Origin of the sequence: Bacillus sp. SORGH_AS_0510, from assembly GCF_030818775.1 — a bacterium.
GTDB lineage: Bacteria > Bacillota > Bacilli > Bacillales > Cytobacillaceae > Neobacillus.
Genome location: NZ_JAUTAU010000001.1, coordinates 1,929,946 through 1,950,365 on the forward strand (window position 1 = coordinate 1,929,946; position 20,420 = coordinate 1,950,365).

The following is a 20,420-nucleotide window of genomic DNA, read 5'->3' on the forward strand; positions in this document are numbered from 1 at the left end:
TGTTTTAAGACGAAAACCGCAGAAAATCTTTCATTATCTCGTGAATCTAGTTATTTTTACGTTTGACAAAATAATTGTTTTTTGCCTCAAATACAATATATTGTGGTGCCGAAAATATTTTCGGTACCATATATAGATTTTTTAGTTGCTAATTCTAGTCGAGCTATGATACCTTATTTATATAAGAAAACTAGATATAGCAAAAGAATGCTAGACTAGACACAATAGGTAGATTTAATTTGAAGGAGTTGTTCTCATGTCTGTTGTTTTTAGACAAAAAATGAATATTGATTTTGAAAGGTTGAATGAGGATATCCGCCTATTCCCCCAGGTACACCCGGTTACCCCAGATATGAAAATAACTCATAAGGGTGTTTCGCGTTTGGTTATGTTGGACCGCTACACCTTTAAAGACACTGAAAAAATTACTCTCACAAACGGCGACTTTGTAGTTCTCACCATAAAAGAGGATCCAAAATTTCCAGCACGAGGTTTGGGATACATCCAGGAAATTGATTGGGAAAGTAAAAAAGCAAAAGTTTTGGTTGAAGAGGAATTTAGAGGAGTGCTCGATCATCCTGAAGAAGCAAGCACAGGAATCATTGTTCGTTCTTTAGATGTGATTGAAAAGCCACTAGAGCTATTTTACGAGCAAATTGCGAAACGTAATGCAACAGGTCTTGCAGCCGTGGAAGAGACGGAAGAAAAGCGTCAAGAGTGGTACGAGAAGTTTTATCAAGAGCTTGTTTCAATGAATTTCGTTCCAGCTGGGCGTGTGCTGTATGGTGCTGGAGCCAATACAGATGTGACATTCTTTAACTGCTATGTCATGCCGTTCGTACCGGACTCAAGGGAAGGTATCTCTGATCACCGTAAACAGGTAATGGAGATCATGAGCCGTGGAGGCGGGGTTGGAACCAATGGATCGACATTAAGACCACGTAATACACTTGCAAGAGGTGTAAATGGAAAATCATCTGGTTCTGTATCATGGTTAGATGATATTGCTAAATTGACGCACTTGGTAGAACAAGGCGGGTCGCGCCGCGGAGCTCAGATGATCATGTTAGCTGACTGGCATCCAGACATTATTGAATTTATTATTTCTAAGATGCAAAATCCTAGAATTCTACGATTCTTAATTGAAAATACAAATGATGAAACAATCAAGAAGCATGCTAAGGATAAGTTAAAGTTCACACCTCTTACACTGCAAGAAACAGCCATGTATCAAGGTATTGTAAATTATAAAAACATCCAAGGTTATGGTGGCTTTGACGAAAAAATCATAGCTGATGCTGAAGAAAAATTAATAACGGGTGGTAATTACACCGTTCATAATTCAGAGTTTTTAACTGGAGCAAATATTTCTGTATGTTTAACAAAAGAATTTATGGAAGCTGTCGAAAATGATAGTGAATATGAACTTCGTTTCCCTTATGTCGAGCACTATGATCAAGAAGAAATGAAAATATACAATGAAGAATGGCATAAAGTTGGTGATGTACGCGAGTGGGAAAGAATGGGCCACAAAGTTCGTGTTTACAAAAAAATCAAAGCAAAAGAACTTTGGAACCTTATCAATATTTGTGCGACATACTCAGCAGAGCCAGGTATCTTCTTCATTGATAATGCCAACGACATGACAAATGCAAAAGCGTATGGCCAACAAGTTGTTGCAACAAATCCGTGTGGTAAAGTGGCTTAGTTTGCCTCACGTTAAAAATTGCGGAATAAAGCGGGAAGGCTGAGATGCTAATCCGAACCGAAGGCTAGATATAAAAATCTAGTCAGGGGCAACGCATAGATGGTGAACCTGCACTGCAGAATATAATCCATCCACGAGGCCGCAACATTACAAATTAAACGTAATGAAAAGTTATGCTGACCTAACGGAAAATCAACCGTTAGAACTAGAGGATAAAAAGCCTTTAGGATAACAATCTGGAACAACCACTTGCACCATTTTCTGTTTGTAACCTTGCTGCTGTAAATCTTGCTGAGATGGCAGATAAGGAAACTAAAACAGTTGATTTTGAGAAGTTAAAGAAAACTGTAGCTGTTGGAGTACGGATGCAAGATAACGTTATTAATGCAACTCCTTACTTCCTTGAAGAAAACAAAAGACAGGCTCTTGGTGAGCGTCGTGTCGGTTTAGGAGTAATGGGCTTACACGATTTATTAATCTATTGTGAAACCGAGTATGGCTCACCAGAAGGTAATACATTAGTTGATAAAGTATTTGAAACCATTGCAACAACTGCCTATAGAACATCAGTTCAATTAGCATCAGAGAAGGGAAGTTTCCCGTTCTTAGATGGTGGAACTACTGAAGAGACAAATCGTTTGAGACAGGCATTTATTAATACAGGATTTATGAAAAAAATGCCTGAGGATGTCCGCCAATCCATTTTAGAAAAAGGAATTAGAAATTCCCATTTGCTAACTGTTGCTCCTACGGGATCCACTGGGACTATGATTGGAGTTTCCACCGGCCTTGAACCTTATTTCTCATTTTCTTATTTCCGCAGTGGACGTCTTGGTAAATTTATCGAAGTCAATGCAGATATCGTACAAGAGTATTTAGAGCAACATCCAGAAGCAGATGCAAACAACCTGCCAAAATGGTTCATTACAGCAATGGAATTAGCTCCAGAGGCACATGCGGACGTTCAATGCGTCATCCAACGCTGGATCGATAGCTCCATTAGTAAAACAGTGAATGCCCCTAAAGGCTATAGTGTAGAACAAGTAGAAAAAGTATACGAGCGCTTATATCGTGGGGGTGCTAAAGGTGGTACTGTCTATGTAGATGGTTCCCGTGATTCTCAGGTACTGACACTTAAAGCTGAAGAAAATACAAATGAGCAGTTATCGATGTTTGATGAAAAACCAAAGCAACATGTGGTTCTAGTCGATACAATCAGTGATCTGCGTTCAACAGACGTTACAATTGGCTCCGAAGTCGGGAACACCTGCCCGGTTTGTCGTAAAGGGAAGGTAAAAGAAATTGGCGGTTGTAATACATGTACAAACTGTAATGCACAACTTAAATGTGGTTTGTAAAATAAGAATGAAAGATGGGTGGAAATCATTATTTCCACCCTCTTTCTATGTAAAAATTATATCAGAATAAGTTTGTAATCCAATTGTAATATTCCTGTGAAGTCATTGTTATTAATTCCTTGTATAGTATGAGTATCAAAAACATCACTCCAAGGAGGATTACATTTTGCTAAAAAAATTAATCTCAGTTCTCGCGCTTACAATTGGACTTAGCTCTGTGTTTGCTACTACGGGTGATAAAGCAGAAGCAGCATACTACCATACTAAAGCAATTTCAGTGGCCAAGGCTAACCTTGGTGTTCCATATAGATGGGGTGGAATCACTCCAAGTGGTTTCGACTGTTCAGGTCTAGTGAAATATTCCTTCGCAAAAGCAGGAAAAGTCTTACCTAGAACGGCAGCAGATATGTTTTACACAAAGGGCTACCGAGTAAGCTATTTACAGCCTGGAGATTTATTGTTCTATGCACCAACCAAAGCAAGCAGACCAACACATGTTGCAATGTATCTTGGAGCAGGGAAAATGATTATGGCTTCATCATCAAAGGGTGTTATTGTTACGTATACAAGTAATACCTACTGGAAGCCAAAATATATCGGAGCGAAGCGGATCTAAACTAAAGGCTGTGTTAAAGACCATTGTTGATTTATACACCCTGGTGCCTGGAGCGGAAATCAACAGGCAAATTTAACAGAGCCAAACGATAACAAATCTCAAGAGTACCGGCAAAGTCGGTACTCTTTTTCTTCTTTAATGAAGAAGAATGGAAATAATTGTTCCATCTAGAATCCCTTAAACTTTTCACCAATAGTGAATACTAGATGAAAAGCAACTGAGAAAAGAGGGACACCATGGAACCATTTATGCCGCAGTTAGTGTATATTGAACCGAAAGCATTAGACATACCCACTAGGCAGAGAATTAAAAGAAAAGTTTACAAAAATGGGATTGGAGATACGAGAAACTACTTCCCATAACCAGGTAAGGGGTATACCAGGAGATAACGAATTACAACAATATAGAAACGCAAAATCCACATTAGTGGTTGGAATCAGAAGAACTCTGAAATTCGATACATCAAAACCCTCTGCTGAATATGCTATCCCACTTGCGACAGGGTGTATGGGGCATTGTCACTATTGTTATTTACAAACAACGCTAGGAAGTAAGCCATACATTCGGACATATGTGAATTTAGAGGAGATTTTTGAACAAGCACAAAAATATATGGATGAACGCAAACCTGAAATTACCCGATTTGAAGCAGCTTGTACTTCAGATATTGTGGGTTTGGACCACTTAACCCATTCACTCAAGAAAGCAATTGAATTTATTGGGCAATCGGAGTTCGGAGAGCTACGCTTTGTAACGAAGTTTCATCATGTAGATCATCTTTTAGACGCAAAACACAATGGAAGAACCCGTTTTAGATTTAGTGTAAATTCACGATATGTGATTAAAAATTTCGAACCGGGTACATCCTCGTTTGAAGACCGGCTTAAAGCTGCAAGGAAGGTTGCCAATGCTGGTTATCCGTTAGGCTTTATTGTAGCGCCAATTTACTTGCATGAAGATTGGAAAGAAGGGTATCGGGAGCTATTCGAAAGATTAAGTAATGAATTAGCGGGACTAGAAATTCCTAATCTAACCTTTGAGCTCATTCAGCACAGATTTACTAAACCGGCTAAAAATGTAATAGCTAAACGATACCCAAAAACGAAGCTCGAAATGGATGAAGGGAAGAGGAAGTACAAATGGGGCCGGTATGGGATTGGCAAATATGTTTATCCGGATGAAGCGGCAAAAGATTTAGAAGGCACTATCCGTCAGTATGTAGCAGAATTCTTCCCAAACGCAGAAGTCCAATATTTCACTTAGAAAATTTTGTTCTTGTCCGACGTACTATTTTTTCTTGTTCGCGCTTAAAGATGTAACAATGAGTTCATCTTTAGGAGTGGCTGCCATGAAAATAGACGGAGTTTTTTCTGGAGGGGGCATAAAAGGGTTTGCACTCATTGGTGCCTACGAAGAAATTGAAAGTAGAGGACTGCAGTTTGTTAGAGTAGCGGGTACGAGTGCAGGGTCTATAGTTGCAGCCTTAATCGCTGCTGGTTACACGAGTAAAGAGCTATATCAATTAATGGATGAACTTGATTTAACACAATTACTTGATCCTCGGAAATTGGTTATTCCTTTTCCTTTTGCTAAATGGTTATTAGTTTATTGGAAGCTTGGTCTTTATAAAGGAAATGAGTTAGAAAAATGGTTGAAAGAAAAGCTTGAAGCAAAAGGGTTAAGAACTTTTTCAGACCTGCAACCCGACTCACTTAGAGTAATAGCATCAGATCTTTCAAATGGGCAAATGGTGGTCCTTCCAGATGATTTGCAAAAATACGGTATATCTCCAGGTTCCTTTTCCATTGCAAAAGCGATTAGAATGAGCTGCAGTGTTCCTTATTTTTTTGAACCAGTCCGGTTACGATCGATGGATGGGGTAAACATCTTAGTAGATGGAGGAGTACTAAGTAATTTTCCGATGTGGCTCTTCGATCAGGAAAATGTTCAAAAGATGAGGCCGGTCCTTGGTATTAAATTAAGTGTTAGTGATTATGAGCACGAGAAGCATACGATTAAAAATGGGATTCAGTTATTTGGTGCGTTATTTGAAACGATGAAGGATGCCCATGATTCAAGATATATTTCTAAAAAACATGTGAAAAATATTATCTTTATTCCTGCTGAAGGGGTTTTTCTCACAGAGTTTCATTTAACAGAGGAAAAAAGGCGGAAATTAATTGATGTTGGTAAGGAGCATGCAAAGAACTTTTTGGATAAGTGGTGCTATTAATACTAAGGCTCTGTTAAACTTGCCTGTTGATTTCCGCTCCAGGCACGTGGGTGTTTCGGCGAGCCTCCTCGGAGAAACGCGCCTGCGGGGTCTCCCCTGAACCATACTCCCACAGGAGTCTTCGTGCCTTCCGCTCCACAGGGGGTATAACTCAACAATGTTCTTTAACACAGACAATAATAAAAAAAATCGAGTGTCTAAAAGGACGCTCGATTTTTCTTTTTTCCCTTTTTGCCATCGATGACGGTTAAATGAGCAGGAGATTTCTTTTTTGTCTTGTTGCTTTTCTTTAATGTTGTTAATGTCCCAAGAGAGGAGGTTTTCATATTTGAATCTCCATTCTTTTGCTGCAATCGCTTTTTTGACTTTTTGGCTGCTTTAAGAAATGCCCGCTGCTCTTTTTTCTGAGGGCTCGACATTGAAAATTTACGAACAAGAAAATAGATACCTAAACCGATCAGTGCGATGATAGCAATTCTCTGAATGAAACCGGCAGGATTATCTGTAAATGAACCATAAAGACCAAGCAGAGCTAGAATGATAAGTCCACCAATAACATAATATGATGTCCGATTTTTCAAGAAAGCCACCTCCCTAAGAGCATCTTAAGCATTTTTCCCCTCTTTTAAACACTATAGAATAAAAGATTTAGACAATTTCCTCACTTTTCATATCATATTCAGTTTCTCGTTCCTTTTTTAATAATTCTTTAAAGGAAAGGATTGCAACTTCTACCTGGTCATTGTTTGGTTCTTTCGTTGTTAACAACTGCAACCAAAGACCAGGAAGACCTAAATATTTTAATACAGGAATATTTCTTAATTTATTTGTAATTTGTAAGACCTCAAATGCAATACCTAATACAACGGGTATTAAAAGTATACGGTCGACAACCCGTAGCCAAAGCGGAGTAGTTGGAACAAGCATGTAGACAAAAACACCAACTACAACTGTAAAAAGAATGAAGCTGCTTCCACATCGGTAGTGAAGGCGGGAGTGTGCCTGAACATTTTCAACCGTTAATTCTACACCAGCTTCGAAGGTATTAATTACTTTATGCTCTGCGCCATGATATTGAAACACTCTCTTAATAAGAGGGGTAAGTGAGACGAAATATATATAACAAAGGAGCAGTACAAGTTTAAAAAATCCTTCTACTAATACTTGGGCAAAGTCCGATGGAAAAATAGGCTTAGTTAATACAGCTAAAAATACAGGGATTAATGTGAAAGCAAACTTTCCAAATAAGAAGGAGAGGACCCCAATAACTGCTACCCCTAGGTACATAGATAACTTAGAGACTTCTTTTTCCTTAATTGTCGCATCATCCTTCGGATCTACATCAAATCTTTCTGAGGAAAAGTTTAAGTGCTTTGACCCATTTGCACTAGCTTCAATAATTGCAATAATTCCACGAATAAATGGAATCTTTTTTAAATTGGTAAGGTAAGGGTTTTCCTTACGAGGTAAATGAAAGTATTCTACAGAACGGTCTTTCCTGCGAATGGCAGTAACATAATGATGTTTACCACCAAACATAACTCCTTCCACGACCGCTTGGCCGCCATATACCGGTTTTTGAGATTTAGACATGGTTATTTACACCAACCTATAACATAGTTGCACAATAACAGAAAAGTTAAATCTGTTTGTACTTAAATGTATTCTACTAGAAAAATGAAAAAACCTCTAGGAATGATATTATTTTTAAAATTAAAAACCATAAAAATTATTTTCATGCAAAGATTAGAATTCTAAGGGCATAATAATGAAGGAATTTCAGCTTTCTTTAATTAAGGAATATGAACATGAAAGTAAAATGATGAAAATAGCATTCTAATTAACAAAAATTGTACGGGGGTTATAACGATGGTAAAAGAATTAAAGAAATCAGATTATCCAAAACCCATGTCTTTTGTCGCATTGGTCTTTTGGACAGGGTTATTTGGAGGGATTTTTTGGGGAACGATTGGTTATATCAGCTATTTTTTTAATTTTACAGAAGTTGCCCCTAATGCCTTACTGGAGCCATGGGCGTTAGGAGATTGGAAAAAAGGCTGGATCGGTGCAATTGTTTCCATAATTCTCATGGGAATATTTTCAGTTGTTGTAGCTTATATTTATTATTTTACCCTTAGAAGATGGAAGGGAATCTGGTTTGGATGGGGATATGGGATTATATTATTTCTTGTAGTGTTTGTTGTGCTGAATCCACTCATTCCAAGTATTAAACCCTTTTTTGAGTTAAGTCGGAATACAATTATTACTTCTATCTGTTTATACAGCATTTATGGGATCTTTATTGGTTATTCCATTAATTATGAGTATGAACTTAATAAAGTTCAAGAGAAAGAGGCTACAACGTAAGTTTCGATTAGTCGGATTCGGTTGGTTGTGATAAAATATTTTTGTCCTCATTGAAAAAAGGAGAGTGGAGAGTAATGGAAAAGATAGAAAAACTTAGATCAAATTTTTCATCAAATGGTATTGATGGGATGTTAATCACAAGCCCATTTAATCGACGCTACATATCTAATTTTACAGGTTCGTCTGGTGTGGTATTAATTAGTGCGGAAAAAGCTTTGTTTATTACAGATTTCCGCTATATTGAACAAGCATCAAAGCAATGTGAAGGTTTTGAAATTATTAAATTTTCTGGTTCCGTTCCAGAAGAAGTAGCACAGCAGGCAAAGAAATTAGGTATCCAAAAGCTTGGATTTGAAGAGGATTTCCTAACCTACTCTTCCTTTAAAGTATATGACAAAGAAATCGAAGCTGAACTTGTCCCGATTTCTGGTGTAATTGAAAAGTTACGCTTGATTAAGACTGATGCAGAGATTAAGATATTAAAGGTAGCAGCAGATATTGCTGATGCGGCTTTTAAACATATTTTAGATTTCATTCGTCCTGGAAAAACTGAATTAGAGGTATCGAATGAACTAGAGTTCTTTATGAGAAGAGCTGGTGCTACTTCATCTTCCTTTGACACCATCGTTGCATCAGGGCACCGATCAGCACTTCCACACGGTGTTGCAAGTGACAAGGTAATTGAGACGGGAGATTTTGTTACACTAGACTATGGTGCGTATTACAATGGATATGTTTCTGATATTACGAGAACTATTGCTGTTGGGGAGCCTGATGTAAAGCTTAAAGAGATTTATGATATTGTTTTTGAAGCGCAGGCTCGTGGTATGGCTGGAATAAAGCCTGGCATGACAGGTAAGGAAGCAGATGCACTAACCAGAGACTACATAACAGAAAAAGGTTATGGGGAATATTTTGGTCATTCAACTGGGCACGGAATTGGTCTTGAAGTTCACGAAGGACCTGGACTTTCAGTGAAGTCAGATATCATTTTAGAACCAGGAATGGTTGTCACCTGTGAACCTGGGATTTATATCCCAGGCCTTGGCGGTGTTCGCATAGAAGATGATACTATAATTACGGATAACCATAATGAGTCTCTTACTCATTCTACAAAAGAACTAATCATATTGTAATGAATTTAGGAGGAACAAATCATGATTTCTGTTAACGATTTTAAAACAGGTTTAACCATTGAAGTAGATAATGGTATCTGGAGAGTATTGGATTTCCAACACGTTAAGCCAGGAAAAGGAGCGGCATTTGTTCGTTCTAAGCTTCGTAACCTACGTAATGGTGCAATTCAAGAAAAAACATTCCGTGCTGGTGAAAAGGTAGAAAAAGCACAAATCGATAATCGTAAAATGCAATATCTATATGCTAGCGGTGACCAACACGTATTTATGGATATGGAGTCTTATGAGCAAGTTGAACTTCCAGCTAACAATATTGAATATGAGTTGAAGTTCCTAAAAGAAAACATGGAAGTTCACATTATGATGTATGGTCATGAGACACTTGGAGTGGAATTGCCAAACACAGTTGAACTAGAAGTTACAGAAACTGAGCCAGGAATCAAAGGTGATACAGCTTCTGGCGGTACAAAACCTGCGACTTTAGAAACTGGACTTATTGTTCAAGTTCCTTTCTTTATTAACCAAGGTGACCGACTAATCATCAATACAACTGAAGCATCATACGTTTCAAGAGCATAATCTCTAAAAAAACCTTAATCCAGACGGATTAAGGTTTTTTTTATTAAGTAGCATTAAATCTTTAACAATTTCTCCATAGTTTCTGCTAAGTTTCTGCACATCTATTCCTTACATTAATGGTGAAGACAAAATAAAGGAGTAGATGAACATGAACATGACACACTATATGGGTTTACTTGCAGACAATCAGCCGTGGAATTTAATTATTTTTATGGCTATACCAGTTATATGTGCAGAGACTATCGCAATCACAGAACTGGGTATATTATTTACTAGAAATTTAACAGGCTCTTTAAGAAAAGTAAATAAAGTAGTTAGTATTTTTGCAGGTCTATATTTCACAGGGATATTCCTCTATCTAATGAAGACTGCTTTCATTCCACTAACAGTTAATGGGGAATGGAAAGGGTGGATTGATGTAGTTGCTGTTACCTTTTATCTGCTTGGAATTGTTCCGTTGCTTGGAATGGCACTACTTGATATGGGGATTATTTACAAAAATAGAACAGATGAGCAAAAGCTTAAAATCCATTCATTTTTTGTGGGTATGTTCCTAGTCGTTGCACACGTAGCAATGATCTTCGGAATGGTCGATCCGTCTATTGGTTCCAACAGCCATTCCGGACATGACATGATGAACATGTAATTTAAAAATCTTATTTTTACTTTTACTATCATAAAAACTTCACTAAATAGTAAGAAATTACATCCGTTCTACCATTTACATTTTGCTAAAATGAACTAGTAAATATATTCATGGAAGGGGTGAACTGAATTTGAAACGAATAACATCTTTTTTGTTCCTCTTCATTTTAATTGCGATCGTAGCAGCGGGTTGTAGTTCAAAAATGGAAGATGTTACCCTTGATAAAAAGCATAAACCACTACCTGATTATGTATTGAATTCGTCAGAAAAGATTCAAGAGACCTATGTCTTGGCTGCAACATATCCAGAGGTAGTATCACAAGTTCCTTGCTATTGTGGATGTTTTGCTCAGGATGGTCATAAAAGTAATCTAGATTGCTATATTGATGAATTAGGTCCAGATAATGCCGTTAAAGAATGGGATTCTATGAGTATATCGTGAGACGTCTGTATAGATATCGCCCGGGAGGCGATCGAAATGCATCTTGACGGTAAAAGTCCTAAGAAAATTTATCAATTGATTACTGATAAATATAAAAATTTTGGGGAACCAACTCCAACACCTGAGCCAAAGTAAGGAGTAACCCATGAAAAAGATCTTAATAGGTAGTTACATTTTGATTATTATTGGAATTATTGTCTGCATAAATAATAGTCATTTATTTGACGGTAAAAGCTCAAAAGCGGTTATGGCTGGTGAAAAACTGTATAAAAAAAACTGTCTTGTTTGTCATGGGGAAACCGGTAAAGGAGAAGGGGCAAAAGCTGGGACTGCAATTAACAGCCAAAATTTTTTAAGCTCCGTATCCGACAAAGATCTATATTATTACATTAAATATGGACGTGAAGGAACAGATATGCCGGCATATGGACCTAGAATGTCAGATAAAGATTTAAATAATCTTGTGGCTTTTATGAGAAACTGGCAAACAGAAGAGCTTAAGTTTGAGGTTCCAAAAACTATAGCCGGTGACCCGGAACATGGTATGGTTCAATATAATTTATATTGCCTTAATTGTCATGGCGAAGCGGGAGCAGGAAAAATAAAAATGGGTACGGCTATAGCCAATCCTCAGTATTTAAAGTATACAAGTGATAAACAAATATGGATTGCTACTGCATTTGGCCGGGAAGAAACTCGAATGGGACCCTCATTAAAGGGACTAGACGGTGCTCGCCAACTTAAAAAACAGGATATTACGGATATCGTTACCTATATTCGTACCCTAGAAGAGAAATAAATTTCCATAAAACCCTGAATCCTATCTGGATTCAGGGTTTTATTTTTAAGAGAAAAATATCTACAAATTATGTAAATGTGAACATTTTGTGGTGGATTTATGACGAAATCGCAACGATTCAAAGCGGTTAACAAAATGTTCAAGAGTGCTTCAACACCTAGGTATAGATAACGATTATATTTATTTCAAAGAGGACTATAGTGGAAAATAGTGTTACTTCGTGATAAGAATTCCACTTCAAGGAGGATAAATATGCGTAGGAAGAAAGTATTAGCATTTTTCGTAATTGTATTATTTGTCTCTATTAACATGATCCCGAAGGCAAGTGCGGAGACGGCATTTCAAGCGGAAAAATTCCCATTTAAAGAAATGCAAATTCAAGTAATGCCTGAGTTTGATTACCCTGAGGGCTGGTCAAGAGATATCCCTTCTCTATTAGTAGGGCAGTACGGAACGATTACAAATAATAGCGGTCAAGATTATAACGGAAATATTGAAATTCCCGTACCAGCAATGGATAAGGGGTTTGAAGCTTATTTGGTAGCGGAGTTTCCAGAAGAAAATAAACCGGAAGTACAGCGTCCTTATGATATAGATAAAGAAAAAGGGATCATTAGCTGGAAACCAGCAAAAGCAATTAAAAGTAACGAGACGTATAAATTTGTCATCGAATACTATACAAAATCAGTTGAGGTTAAAGATGAGAAAAGTTTTACATATGAATTGGTACATAATGCCGATATCGAACTATTAGATGTAATTTTCTATGCACCTATGAATGCGAAGGAAATTACGCTTGAACCAAAAGCTGATAGTAATTCGAAGAGTGAGTATGGAGAAGAGCTTTATTACTATCAATATAAAAATATAAAGGCTGGAGATAACCCGAAATATTCCTTTTCCTATAAGAAAAACGGAACAGAATCAACCATGGAGGCAATTAACAAACAACAGCCGCCAAATGATGAAAACCACAGCGGAATAACCGCAACAGACCAAGTGAAAAATGGAGGAACAAGTAACAAAATACGGCCAATCATTAGTGTTGGAGGGGCTTCAATTATAGGGATAGCGATCATCATTGCAGGACTATTTGTATTTGTAGGATTAAAGGGAAATAATCAATCTTTTAAAGTGTCGAAGGGTTCGAAGCATATGAAGCAGCAACAAAAGAAATCACCTGACAAAAAAGCAGATAAGTCTAACCACGCTGACGATAAGAAGGAATTACGTAAAAAGCTATTAACAGGGAAGATTGACCAAGAAATGTACGAGGAAGAAATGAAAAAACTTATCTAATGAGGTGAGAGGGAATGAAAAAAAATACTATGGTTATGCTCGGCGGCTTTGTTATTGCCGCAGCCATCATTTTCTTGTTAATGGCAGCCACACCAGGGTCAAGTGGAGTAGAACTGAAAATGAAGGAACTGCTTGCTACCCAAGATCAACATAAAGATGATTTCGTTACCGTAGAAGGTCTCTTAATGGAAGACACCATTAAGTGGAACCCCGATAAAATTGAGCTTAAGTTTGATGTGAAAGACAATGACGGTAACGTTTTGCATGTTATTCACCAAGGACCGAAACCTGATAACTTTTCAGAAGGTGTGATAACAATTCTTCAGGGGTCTCCAACAAAAAAAGACACATTTGAAGCAGAAACTGTAAAAACGAGATGTCCTTCAAAATACGAAGGGAAAGATATGAAGGATTATGACCCTGAAACACATAAAGAAAAGTTAGATCAACCAACGAAAGAAAAATAACAGGCTGACGTAAGAAGGTGACGAAATGTATTTATTTGCCAACGCAACAATTTATATAGGTTTAGCCATTGCCATTTTTACTCTCCTGATACTGACATGGGGGATTAGCACTAAAAATCAAAAGTTTGTAAATAGTGGTAAAGGTGGCGTTATTGCATTACTTGTTTGTTCTTCTCTAGCTATGCTCTCTTTGTTCTACCTTTTAGCGACATCTCAGTTCCAATACGAATATGTGCACGATTATACAAGCAGTGAGCTTCCCATCATTTATAAGCTAACGGCCCTATGGGCAGGAAATGCGGGTTCATTGTTACTTTGGACATTTTTCTTAACGCTCTACACAGTAATGATCGTCTTTTCAAGAAAGTTGAAGGGTAATCCAATGGTGCCCTACATTTCAGCCATTCTTATGGCAAATGCCGTTTTCTTCTTCTTTATACTTGGTTTCGTAGCAAAGCCATTTGTCTTATTAAATGATATTCCAATCGAAGGTAAAGGCTTAAATCCCATGCTGCAGAACCCAGGAATGATTATTCATCCAGTTACACTATATTTGGGATATGTCGGCCTAGCTATACCATTCGCATTTGCGATGGCAGCATTAATTTTAAAGAATGTGGATGATTTCTGGATTAAAATGACTAGACGCTGGACGATTATTGCCTGGTTATTCTTAAGTCTCGGAAATATCTTTGGCGGACAATGGGCATACGTTGAGCTTGGTTGGGGCGGTTATTGGGCATGGGATCCCGTTGAAAATGCATCCTTCATGCCATGGTTAACGGCTACCGCTTTTCTACATTCTGTGATGATCCAAGAACGGAAAAATATGTTGAAAATATGGAATATCAGCTTAATCATTGTTTCCTATGCACTAACACTTTTTGGCACCTTCCTAGTACGAAGTGGTGTTTTGACATCTGTACACGCATTTGCTAATTCAAATCTAGGATTATATTTCTTAATCTTTATGGGAATTGCTGTGATTCTTGCCCTTTATGTGTTAATGAGTCGTTACAACTTGTTAAAACGAAGTGCAGGAGAATTTAATTCTTTTGTTTCAAAAGAAAGTAGTTTCCTAGTTAACAACCTATTACTAGTCGGTGCAGCCTTTGCTGTATTCTGGGGAACCATTTTCCCATTAGTATCAGAAGCGGTGCGAGGAACTAAAGTGACAGTTGGTCTTCCATTTTTTAATAAGGTTGAGGCACCGATCCTATTATCGATGATGTTTGTGATGGCTGTTTGTCCAATGCTTGCATGGCAGCGATCAACAGTAAAAAACCTAAAGAAAAATTTCCTTATTCCATCGATCCTTGCTGTGGTTGGTATGATTCTAATGGTTGTTTTAGGAATTCAAAAGGCATGGGCTGTTATTGGATATGGAGTTATTATTCTATTACTAATAACTCATTACTTAGAGTTTTATAGAGGGGTTAAAGCGAGAAGAAAGATGACAAAAGAAGCACCAATGGTTGCACTTTACCGATTAATGATTCGTAATCGCCGTCGTTACGGGGGTTACATCGTTCATCTTGGCATTGCATTCATTACAATGGGGATTATCGGTTCACAAAACTATGACTTAGAAACAATGAAAACAGTAGCATTAGGACAGTCTATTGAACTAAAAGATTACCGAATCAACTATGATCGTCTAGATCAGAAAAAAGAAGGTATCAATGATATTGTCTATGCAGATGTAACTGTGTTTAGAAATGGTAAAAAGCTAGGCACCTTCCAACCAGAAAAAGTATTTTATGGCAACTGGGAACAGCCGTCCTCCGAGGTAGCAATTATTTCATCAATGAAAGAAGATTTATATATTGTGTTGAGTGCTTGGGAAGATGATGGAAAGGCTACTTTTGTTGTAAAAGTAAATCCAATGATGAACTGGTTATGGTTTGGTTCATTCATGATTGTCATTGGCGCTCTATTCGCCATTTGGAATGGAAAATATCAAAATGTCACTCCAAGGTACACAGGAGTACGTAGAGAGGTGTCTTAATATGAAAAACAAACTTTATATAGGGCTCCTCATCCTTGGGTTTATCTTTCAGGGTTCATTCATACACGTGGAAGCAAAAGAGATTGATTATAAATCTGCTGAGTTTAAAGCGGTAGCCCAGCAATTTGCCTGCACATGCGGTTGCGGACAGGATCATTATGAATGTGACCCTAATACATGCAGCCTCACAACAGAATTTAAGAAAGACTTGGTTGAGATGATGAATAAGGGCTGGGATAAAGATAAGATCCGTGAATATTATGTCAATATTTATGGTGAAGAAATCTTGACTTCACCGGAAAAAAGCGGTTTTAGCTTAACCGCTTGGGTCTTACCTTTTGTCGTACTCGGAGCCGCAGCTGTCGCAGTTTATTTAATCATTCGTAAATGGGTGAAGAGAAAAAGAATAGAAGAAACAGTATCTGTTTACGAGGACACAAAAGATGAAGCTGAAGGGGAAATTCTTTCTTCTATGATCGATGAAGAACGCAAAAAGTATCTTTAGGATGTGAACAAAAATGCAGGATATCTCAATCATTTCGATGATTTTTACGGCCATATTGGCGCTAACTTGTCTATTTTTAATCTTGTCACCATTATTTAAGTGGGATGTATATTTACACACTAGTACGAAAACTCAAGATTTGAATACTACAAAAGAAGCGCTTCTAACTACTCTTAATGAAATAGAATTTGAATATAAGATGGATAAAATATCACTTGCGGATTATAAGGTCCTGAAAAGACAATACGAAACAGAAGTAGCCCATATTATGAAAGAAGAGGAACAATTGGTTGACCATAGTGTCGATGCTGACTTAATGGCAGAAGTGGAAAAAGAAATTGAGGTACAAGTGCAAAGCTATAAAAATAAAAAGGGGGAAGGAAAGTGATCAAGAAAATCACAGTCTTCTTCCTTGGATTGATGATACTGCTTCCGTTTTATGGTTCTGCAGCATCAGATTCAAAGATTTCTATTGATATGCACTATATTGTCGTGAGTCCAGCAGAAGATGGTTCCACTAATATGATGAATATGGTGAATTATTCTAATACATCGGGTGAGGAATATAAAGGGGCTGGAAAAGGGGAGGCCGTGTTACAGGTTACCATTCCTACTGGAGCAAAAGATCTGAATTTCTTAGATAATAAAATTGCTTTTAAAGAAATCGACAATGGTTTTATTACAACGACACCAGTTCCAGCAAATCAAACCATGGTTCTTCCTTATAGCTACAGAATGCCAAAAGGAGAAGAAATCAATTTAACTTTTGAGTATCCAGTTCAAATGATGCAAATTCTTGTCCCAGAAGGTATGGGTAGTATTGATGTGAAGGGTATGGAGGCAACCAGTCAAGGTTTGTTTAAGTTTGATGACCAAAATTATTTCGGCTATAGCATAGAAGGGATTCAAGCAAACCAAACATTTACTATGGTGTATAAAAAAGATGTGCAACCGCCTGCAGATACGAATGCGGCTACAAGTCAAAATTCAAAAAATAATGCAAGCAATAGCTCGGTTACACACACAGCGCCTGCTTTCCATAATCCAGGTCATTTAAGAATGTGGGCACAATCTCCATTACACCGCTTTAATCCACATGTTTTTCTCATTATTATTGGAGCTATTCTGATTGCTGGTATTTCTTACTATGCTTATTTTAGAAGAAAAGTGAGATTAGAAGAAGAAAGACTTGGAGCTGATAAAGAAGAGAAAGCCTTTAAACAGTTAATGGCAAAGCAAAAGGCAATTTTGGATAAGATCATTGAGCTAGAAGAGACCTTTGGTGATGGGAAATTGTCGGAGGAAGCTTATCAAGCCAAGCTTGCTGCCTATAAGCAGCACTTAGTCCAAGTAAAATTAAATTTACGAAACTATGTTGAGTAGCAACTGAAATGGGAGGGGCCGCAATTGATTGAAATAAAAAACCTAACAAAGCAAGCTGATAATAAACTGATCTTACGTGGTATAGACCTCTCGATAAAAAAAGGAGAAACGGTTGCCATACTTGGTCCGAATGGTGCCGGGAAAAGTACCCTATTAAAGGTACTGGCAACCTTAATAAAACCCACATCAGGGCTGGTAAAAATAAATAGTTTGGATTTGAAAAAAGACCATATTGAGATAAAAAAAGTCTTAGGGTACTTACCCCATTCCAGTTTGCTGTATGATCATTATTCTCCGTTAGAAAATCTTGTTTTCTTTGGAAATGTATACGGAGTAAAAAATGTGGAGGAGCAAGCCATGAAGCTTGTTAAAGAAGTTGGATTATCCTTCTTTTTGAACGAGCCAGTGAAGAACTTCTCCCGCGGTATGATACAAAGGATTGCAATCGCACGTGCAATTATTCATGACCCAGAGGTTCTTCTGCTTGATGAACCACATACGGGCTTGGATCAGGGGGCTATTACCATTCTAAATAATGTGATCCTCTCTATGAGGGAGAGAGGTGCGACCACTTTAATGGTGACTCATGATTTTAAACAAGCGGCGGAAATTTGCGACCGAATTATTATCTTGAAAAATGGAAAAATCGTTGATGATTTTAAAATGGAGAAACATAATCTGGGATATGTTTCTGAAATATATGAGCTTCAAGTGGAGGGAGTTTCATGAACCTATTTCGAACTGCCCTCTTACTAGCAAAAAAAGATTTATACTCCGAATTAAAAACAAAACAAATCCTAGTAACCCAGATTATATTTGCGGGACTAGTAATTGTTGTTCTCAGTTTTGCATTTGACCCGGCAAATAACACAACAAAGGCTGTCATTCCAGGGGTAATATGGGTCATTATTGTTTTTGCAGGCATTCTAGGACTAAACCGCTCGTTTATTACGGAACAGCGAAATGACACCATTCAGGGTTTATTGGTTGCACCAATGGAGGCAGCAAGTATTTATTTAGGAAAGTTTTTTGCTAATTTCACGATGATTCTAGTAGTAGAACTGGTTTCCATTCCGTTTTTATTTTTATTATTTGACTTTCATTTTCTTGGTAGTATTCCCTATTTTATTGTAGTCGTTTTCTTAGGAAGCTTTGGATTTATTGCGATTGGAACATTTCTGGCGGCACTGGCTGCCAATTCAAAAAGCAGTGAAATGCTCCTTCCCCTGCTTCTATTTCCGATTACTACACCTATATTAATTGGTGTTGTGCAGGCAACAAGAATTATCTTGACAAATATGGAGAAGTTTTCAAGTGCGTTAGCGTGGATCCAATTGGTTACTGCTTATGATGTAATTTTCTTTGTTATTTGTCTTTTACTAATCGATTATGTTCTGGAGGTTTAAATAATGAGTATGAATCTCGAACGAGAAAAAGTGGCACTTGCGGGGGCCAAGTTGACTGAACCGAAGAAACTAAATATCTCTAGTATTTTGTTTGCAGGCACAGTGATCTCCATGTTCGTTTCCCTATATTTTATCTTTATTTTTGCTGCGGAAGAAACAACAATGCATGCAGCACAGAAAATCTTCTATTTTCATGTAAGCTCAGCGTGGTTAGCCTTCATGGCGTTTTTTGTAACTTTTGTATTTAGCATTTTGTTTTTAATTAAGCGAAAGAGAATTTTTGATACCTATGCATATGTTTCAGCAGAAATCGGTATAGTTTTTACCATCATTGTTCTAACGACCGGTCCTATTTGGGCAAGATCAGCATGGAACACTTGGTGGGTATGGGAACCGCGGTTAATTACGACGTTGATTTTATTTTTCATTTATATTGCCTATATTATGATTCGTCAAATGGATGGAGTATGGGATAAGAAAGCTAGGCTTGCCGCTGTTTTTGGAATTATTGGTTTTGCTGATGTTCCGATTGTGTTCTTTGCGATTCGCTGGTGGCAAACAAAATTCCATCCAATAGTTTTTGGAGAAGGTCCGTCTCAAAAAGGAGGTGGCATTGAAGATAGTATGCTTGTCGCTTTACTAGTAACAATTACGGCTTTTACTATTTTCTATGCCTATCTTCTTCATAAAGGAGTTTCATTTGAAAATATGAAAATCAAAATAGAGCGTTACAAAGAAAAATTAAGAGAACAAATAGAAAACTAGGAGGAATTTACAATGAACTATGAATATATGTTAGGTGCTTATTCTGTTGCGTGGGTTGTTATTTTTGCCTATATGGCAATTGTAGGTAAAAGACATACTAAGCTAAAGAAGGAAATTGAGTTTTTAAAACAACTGGAAAAATAAGCAAGGGGAGTCAGGAGGAAATAAGATGAACAAACGAGTCATTAAATTGCTCGTAATGATTCTAATTATTGGTATGTTTGCTTTCTTTGCTTATAGCCTGGTAACTAAAGGAAAACATACGGATGTTGGCGATAAAGCTTATAATTTTGAACTCCCAAACCTAAATGGAAGTAACACTAAGCTCTCAGATTATAAAGGGGAAATAGTCATCCTAAATTATTTTGCAAGTTGGTGTGCTCCATGTAAAGACGAATTTCCGGAGTTAGAGGCTTTCCAAAGGGATTATGGAGATCAATTTAATCTGTTGATGATTAATCGTGGAGAGACAAAAGATAAGATTAATAAGGTAACAGAAAACAATAAGGCTGGTATGAATTATTTGTTTGATTATAACGCTAAAGTGTCAAAATTGTATAATGTGACCGGGCAACCTGAAACGTTTGTCATTGATAAACAGGGAGTCATAAGAGAGCACTTTAATGGACCAGTGACAGAAATGCAACTGTATAATTGGGCGAAGAAATATAATAAATAAAAGGAGGATTGACCCATCAACTCG

Annotated in this window: 20 protein-coding genes and 5 pseudogenes; 22 read left to right on the forward strand and 3 right to left on the reverse strand. The window is 37.3% G+C overall.

Annotation, left to right across the window (positions count from 1 at the left end):
- Positions 1-256: 256 nt before the first annotated feature.
- The 5 genes and pseudogenes from QE429_RS09790 to QE429_RS09810 form a co-directional block, all read left to right on the forward strand.
- Positions 257-1,693: pseudogene (locus tag QE429_RS09790) on the forward strand (vitamin B12-dependent ribonucleotide reductase); the annotation flags it as partial.
- A 254-nt stretch (positions 1,694-1,947) separates the two neighbouring features.
- Positions 1,948-3,066: pseudogene (locus QE429_RS09795) on the forward strand (vitamin B12-dependent ribonucleotide reductase); the annotation flags it as partial.
- 166 nt (positions 3,067-3,232) lie between these two features.
- Entirely contained in the window at positions 3,233-3,682 is a 450-nt protein-coding gene (locus QE429_RS09800; protein WP_307286822.1) for a C40 family peptidase, read from the forward strand.
- A gap of 236 nt (positions 3,683-3,918) precedes the next feature.
- Positions 3,919-4,945: pseudogene (gene splB / locus QE429_RS09805) on the forward strand (spore photoproduct lyase).
- A gap of 85 nt (positions 4,946-5,030) precedes the next feature.
- On the forward strand, positions 5,031-5,915 hold the full coding sequence (locus tag QE429_RS09810) for a patatin-like phospholipase family protein (protein WP_307286823.1): 885 nt from the start codon (positions 5,031-5,033) through the stop codon (positions 5,913-5,915).
- Positions 5,916-6,112: 197 nt separating this feature from the next.
- Here the strand turns inward: QE429_RS09810 and QE429_RS09815 are convergent, their stop codons facing one another.
- Complete coding sequence (locus tag QE429_RS09815) at positions 6,113-6,505, reverse strand: SA1362 family protein (protein WP_307286824.1); 393 nt, start codon at positions 6,503-6,505, stop codon at positions 6,113-6,115.
- A 58-nt stretch (positions 6,506-6,563) separates the two neighbouring features.
- Positions 6,564-7,508: a DUF1385 domain-containing protein gene (locus tag QE429_RS09820; RefSeq protein ID WP_307286825.1), complete on the reverse strand. Its 945-nt coding sequence runs from the start codon at positions 7,506-7,508 to the stop codon at positions 6,564-6,566.
- A gap of 276 nt (positions 7,509-7,784) precedes the next feature.
- Between QE429_RS09820 and QE429_RS09825 the strand changes: the two genes are divergently transcribed.
- The 5 genes and pseudogenes from QE429_RS09825 to QE429_RS09845 all read left to right on the forward strand — a co-directional run.
- The gene (locus QE429_RS09825; RefSeq protein WP_307286826.1) at positions 7,785-8,282 is read left to right on the forward strand and encodes a YqhR family membrane protein; all 498 of its coding nucleotides are present in this window, start codon (positions 7,785-7,787) and stop codon (positions 8,280-8,282) included.
- Positions 8,283-8,356: 74 nt separating this feature from the next.
- The gene (locus QE429_RS09830) at positions 8,357-9,418 is read left to right on the forward strand and encodes a M24 family metallopeptidase (protein ID WP_307286827.1); all 1,062 of its coding nucleotides are present in this window, start codon (positions 8,357-8,359) and stop codon (positions 9,416-9,418) included.
- Positions 9,419-9,439: 21 nt separating this feature from the next.
- Positions 9,440-9,997 (forward strand): elongation factor P, encoded by a 558-nt coding sequence (efp, locus tag QE429_RS09835; RefSeq protein ID WP_307286828.1) that lies wholly within the window; start codon positions 9,440-9,442, stop codon positions 9,995-9,997.
- Positions 9,998-10,145: 148 nt separating this feature from the next.
- Positions 10,146-10,643, forward strand: coding sequence for a DUF6803 family protein (locus tag QE429_RS09840; protein WP_307286829.1), 498 nt, complete (start codon positions 10,146-10,148; stop codon positions 10,641-10,643).
- Positions 10,644-10,845: 202 nt separating this feature from the next.
- A pseudogene (locus tag QE429_RS09845) lies at positions 10,846-11,154 on the forward strand (PCYCGC motif-containing (lipo)protein); the annotation flags it as partial.
- Here the strand turns inward: QE429_RS09845 and QE429_RS24425 are convergent.
- Positions 11,101-11,232 (reverse strand): annotated as a pseudogene (locus tag QE429_RS24425) (hypothetical protein); the annotation flags it as partial. The pseudogenes QE429_RS09845 and QE429_RS24425 overlap by 54 nt on opposite strands.
- Here QE429_RS24425 and QE429_RS09850 point away from each other — a divergent pair.
- The 12 genes from QE429_RS09850 to QE429_RS09905 all read left to right on the forward strand — a co-directional run bounded on the left by QE429_RS09850 (position 11,231) and on the right by QE429_RS09905 (position 20,396).
- Complete coding sequence (locus QE429_RS09850) at positions 11,231-11,884, forward strand: c-type cytochrome (protein ID WP_307286830.1); 654 nt, start codon at positions 11,231-11,233, stop codon at positions 11,882-11,884. The pseudogene QE429_RS24425 and the gene QE429_RS09850 overlap by 2 nt on opposite strands.
- A 252-nt stretch (positions 11,885-12,136) precedes the next feature.
- Positions 12,137-13,183 (forward strand): hypothetical protein, encoded by a 1,047-nt coding sequence (locus QE429_RS09855; protein ID WP_307286831.1) that lies wholly within the window; start codon positions 12,137-12,139, stop codon positions 13,181-13,183.
- A 14-nt stretch (positions 13,184-13,197) separates the two neighbouring features.
- Positions 13,198-13,650: a cytochrome c maturation protein CcmE gene (locus QE429_RS09860; protein ID WP_307286832.1), complete on the forward strand. Its 453-nt coding sequence runs from the start codon at positions 13,198-13,200 to the stop codon at positions 13,648-13,650.
- A 25-nt stretch (positions 13,651-13,675) separates the two neighbouring features.
- Positions 13,676-15,658, forward strand: coding sequence for a heme lyase CcmF/NrfE family subunit (locus QE429_RS09865; protein WP_307286833.1), 1,983 nt, complete (start codon positions 13,676-13,678; stop codon positions 15,656-15,658).
- A gap of 1 nt (position 15,659) precedes the next feature.
- Positions 15,660-16,163 carry a cytochrome c-type biogenesis protein CcmH gene (locus QE429_RS09870; RefSeq protein WP_307286834.1) on the forward strand — a complete coding sequence of 168 codons (504 nt, stop codon included), beginning with the start codon at positions 15,660-15,662 and terminating at the stop codon, positions 16,161-16,163.
- Positions 16,164-16,176: 13 nt separating this feature from the next.
- The gene (locus QE429_RS09875) at positions 16,177-16,551 is read left to right on the forward strand and encodes a hypothetical protein (RefSeq protein WP_307286835.1); all 375 of its coding nucleotides are present in this window, start codon (positions 16,177-16,179) and stop codon (positions 16,549-16,551) included.
- A complete protein-coding gene (locus QE429_RS09880) occupies positions 16,548-17,546 on the forward strand; it encodes a hypothetical protein (RefSeq protein ID WP_307286836.1) in 999 nt (332 codons plus the stop codon). The genes QE429_RS09875 and QE429_RS09880 overlap by 4 nt, the downstream gene beginning before the upstream one ends.
- Before the next feature lie 24 nt (positions 17,547-17,570).
- Positions 17,571-18,275, forward strand: a complete 705-nt coding sequence (gene ccmA / locus QE429_RS09885) for a heme ABC exporter ATP-binding protein CcmA (RefSeq protein WP_307286837.1) — start codon at positions 17,571-17,573, stop codon at positions 18,273-18,275.
- Positions 18,272-18,952 carry a heme exporter protein CcmB gene (locus tag QE429_RS09890; protein WP_307286838.1) on the forward strand — a complete coding sequence of 227 codons (681 nt, stop codon included), beginning with the start codon at positions 18,272-18,274 and terminating at the stop codon, positions 18,950-18,952. Before ccmA ends, QE429_RS09890 begins: the two co-directional genes overlap by 4 nt.
- Positions 18,953-18,955: 3 nt before the next feature.
- A complete protein-coding gene (locus QE429_RS09895; protein WP_307286839.1) occupies positions 18,956-19,717 on the forward strand; it encodes a cytochrome c biogenesis protein in 762 nt (253 codons plus the stop codon).
- A gap of 12 nt (positions 19,718-19,729) precedes the next feature.
- Positions 19,730-19,861 carry a CcmD family protein gene (locus QE429_RS09900; protein ID WP_307286840.1) on the forward strand — a complete coding sequence of 44 codons (132 nt, stop codon included), beginning with the start codon at positions 19,730-19,732 and terminating at the stop codon, positions 19,859-19,861.
- 25 nt (positions 19,862-19,886) lie between these two features.
- A complete protein-coding gene (locus QE429_RS09905) occupies positions 19,887-20,396 on the forward strand; it encodes a TlpA family protein disulfide reductase (protein ID WP_307286841.1) in 510 nt (169 codons plus the stop codon).
- Positions 20,397-20,420: the final 24 nt, after the last annotated feature.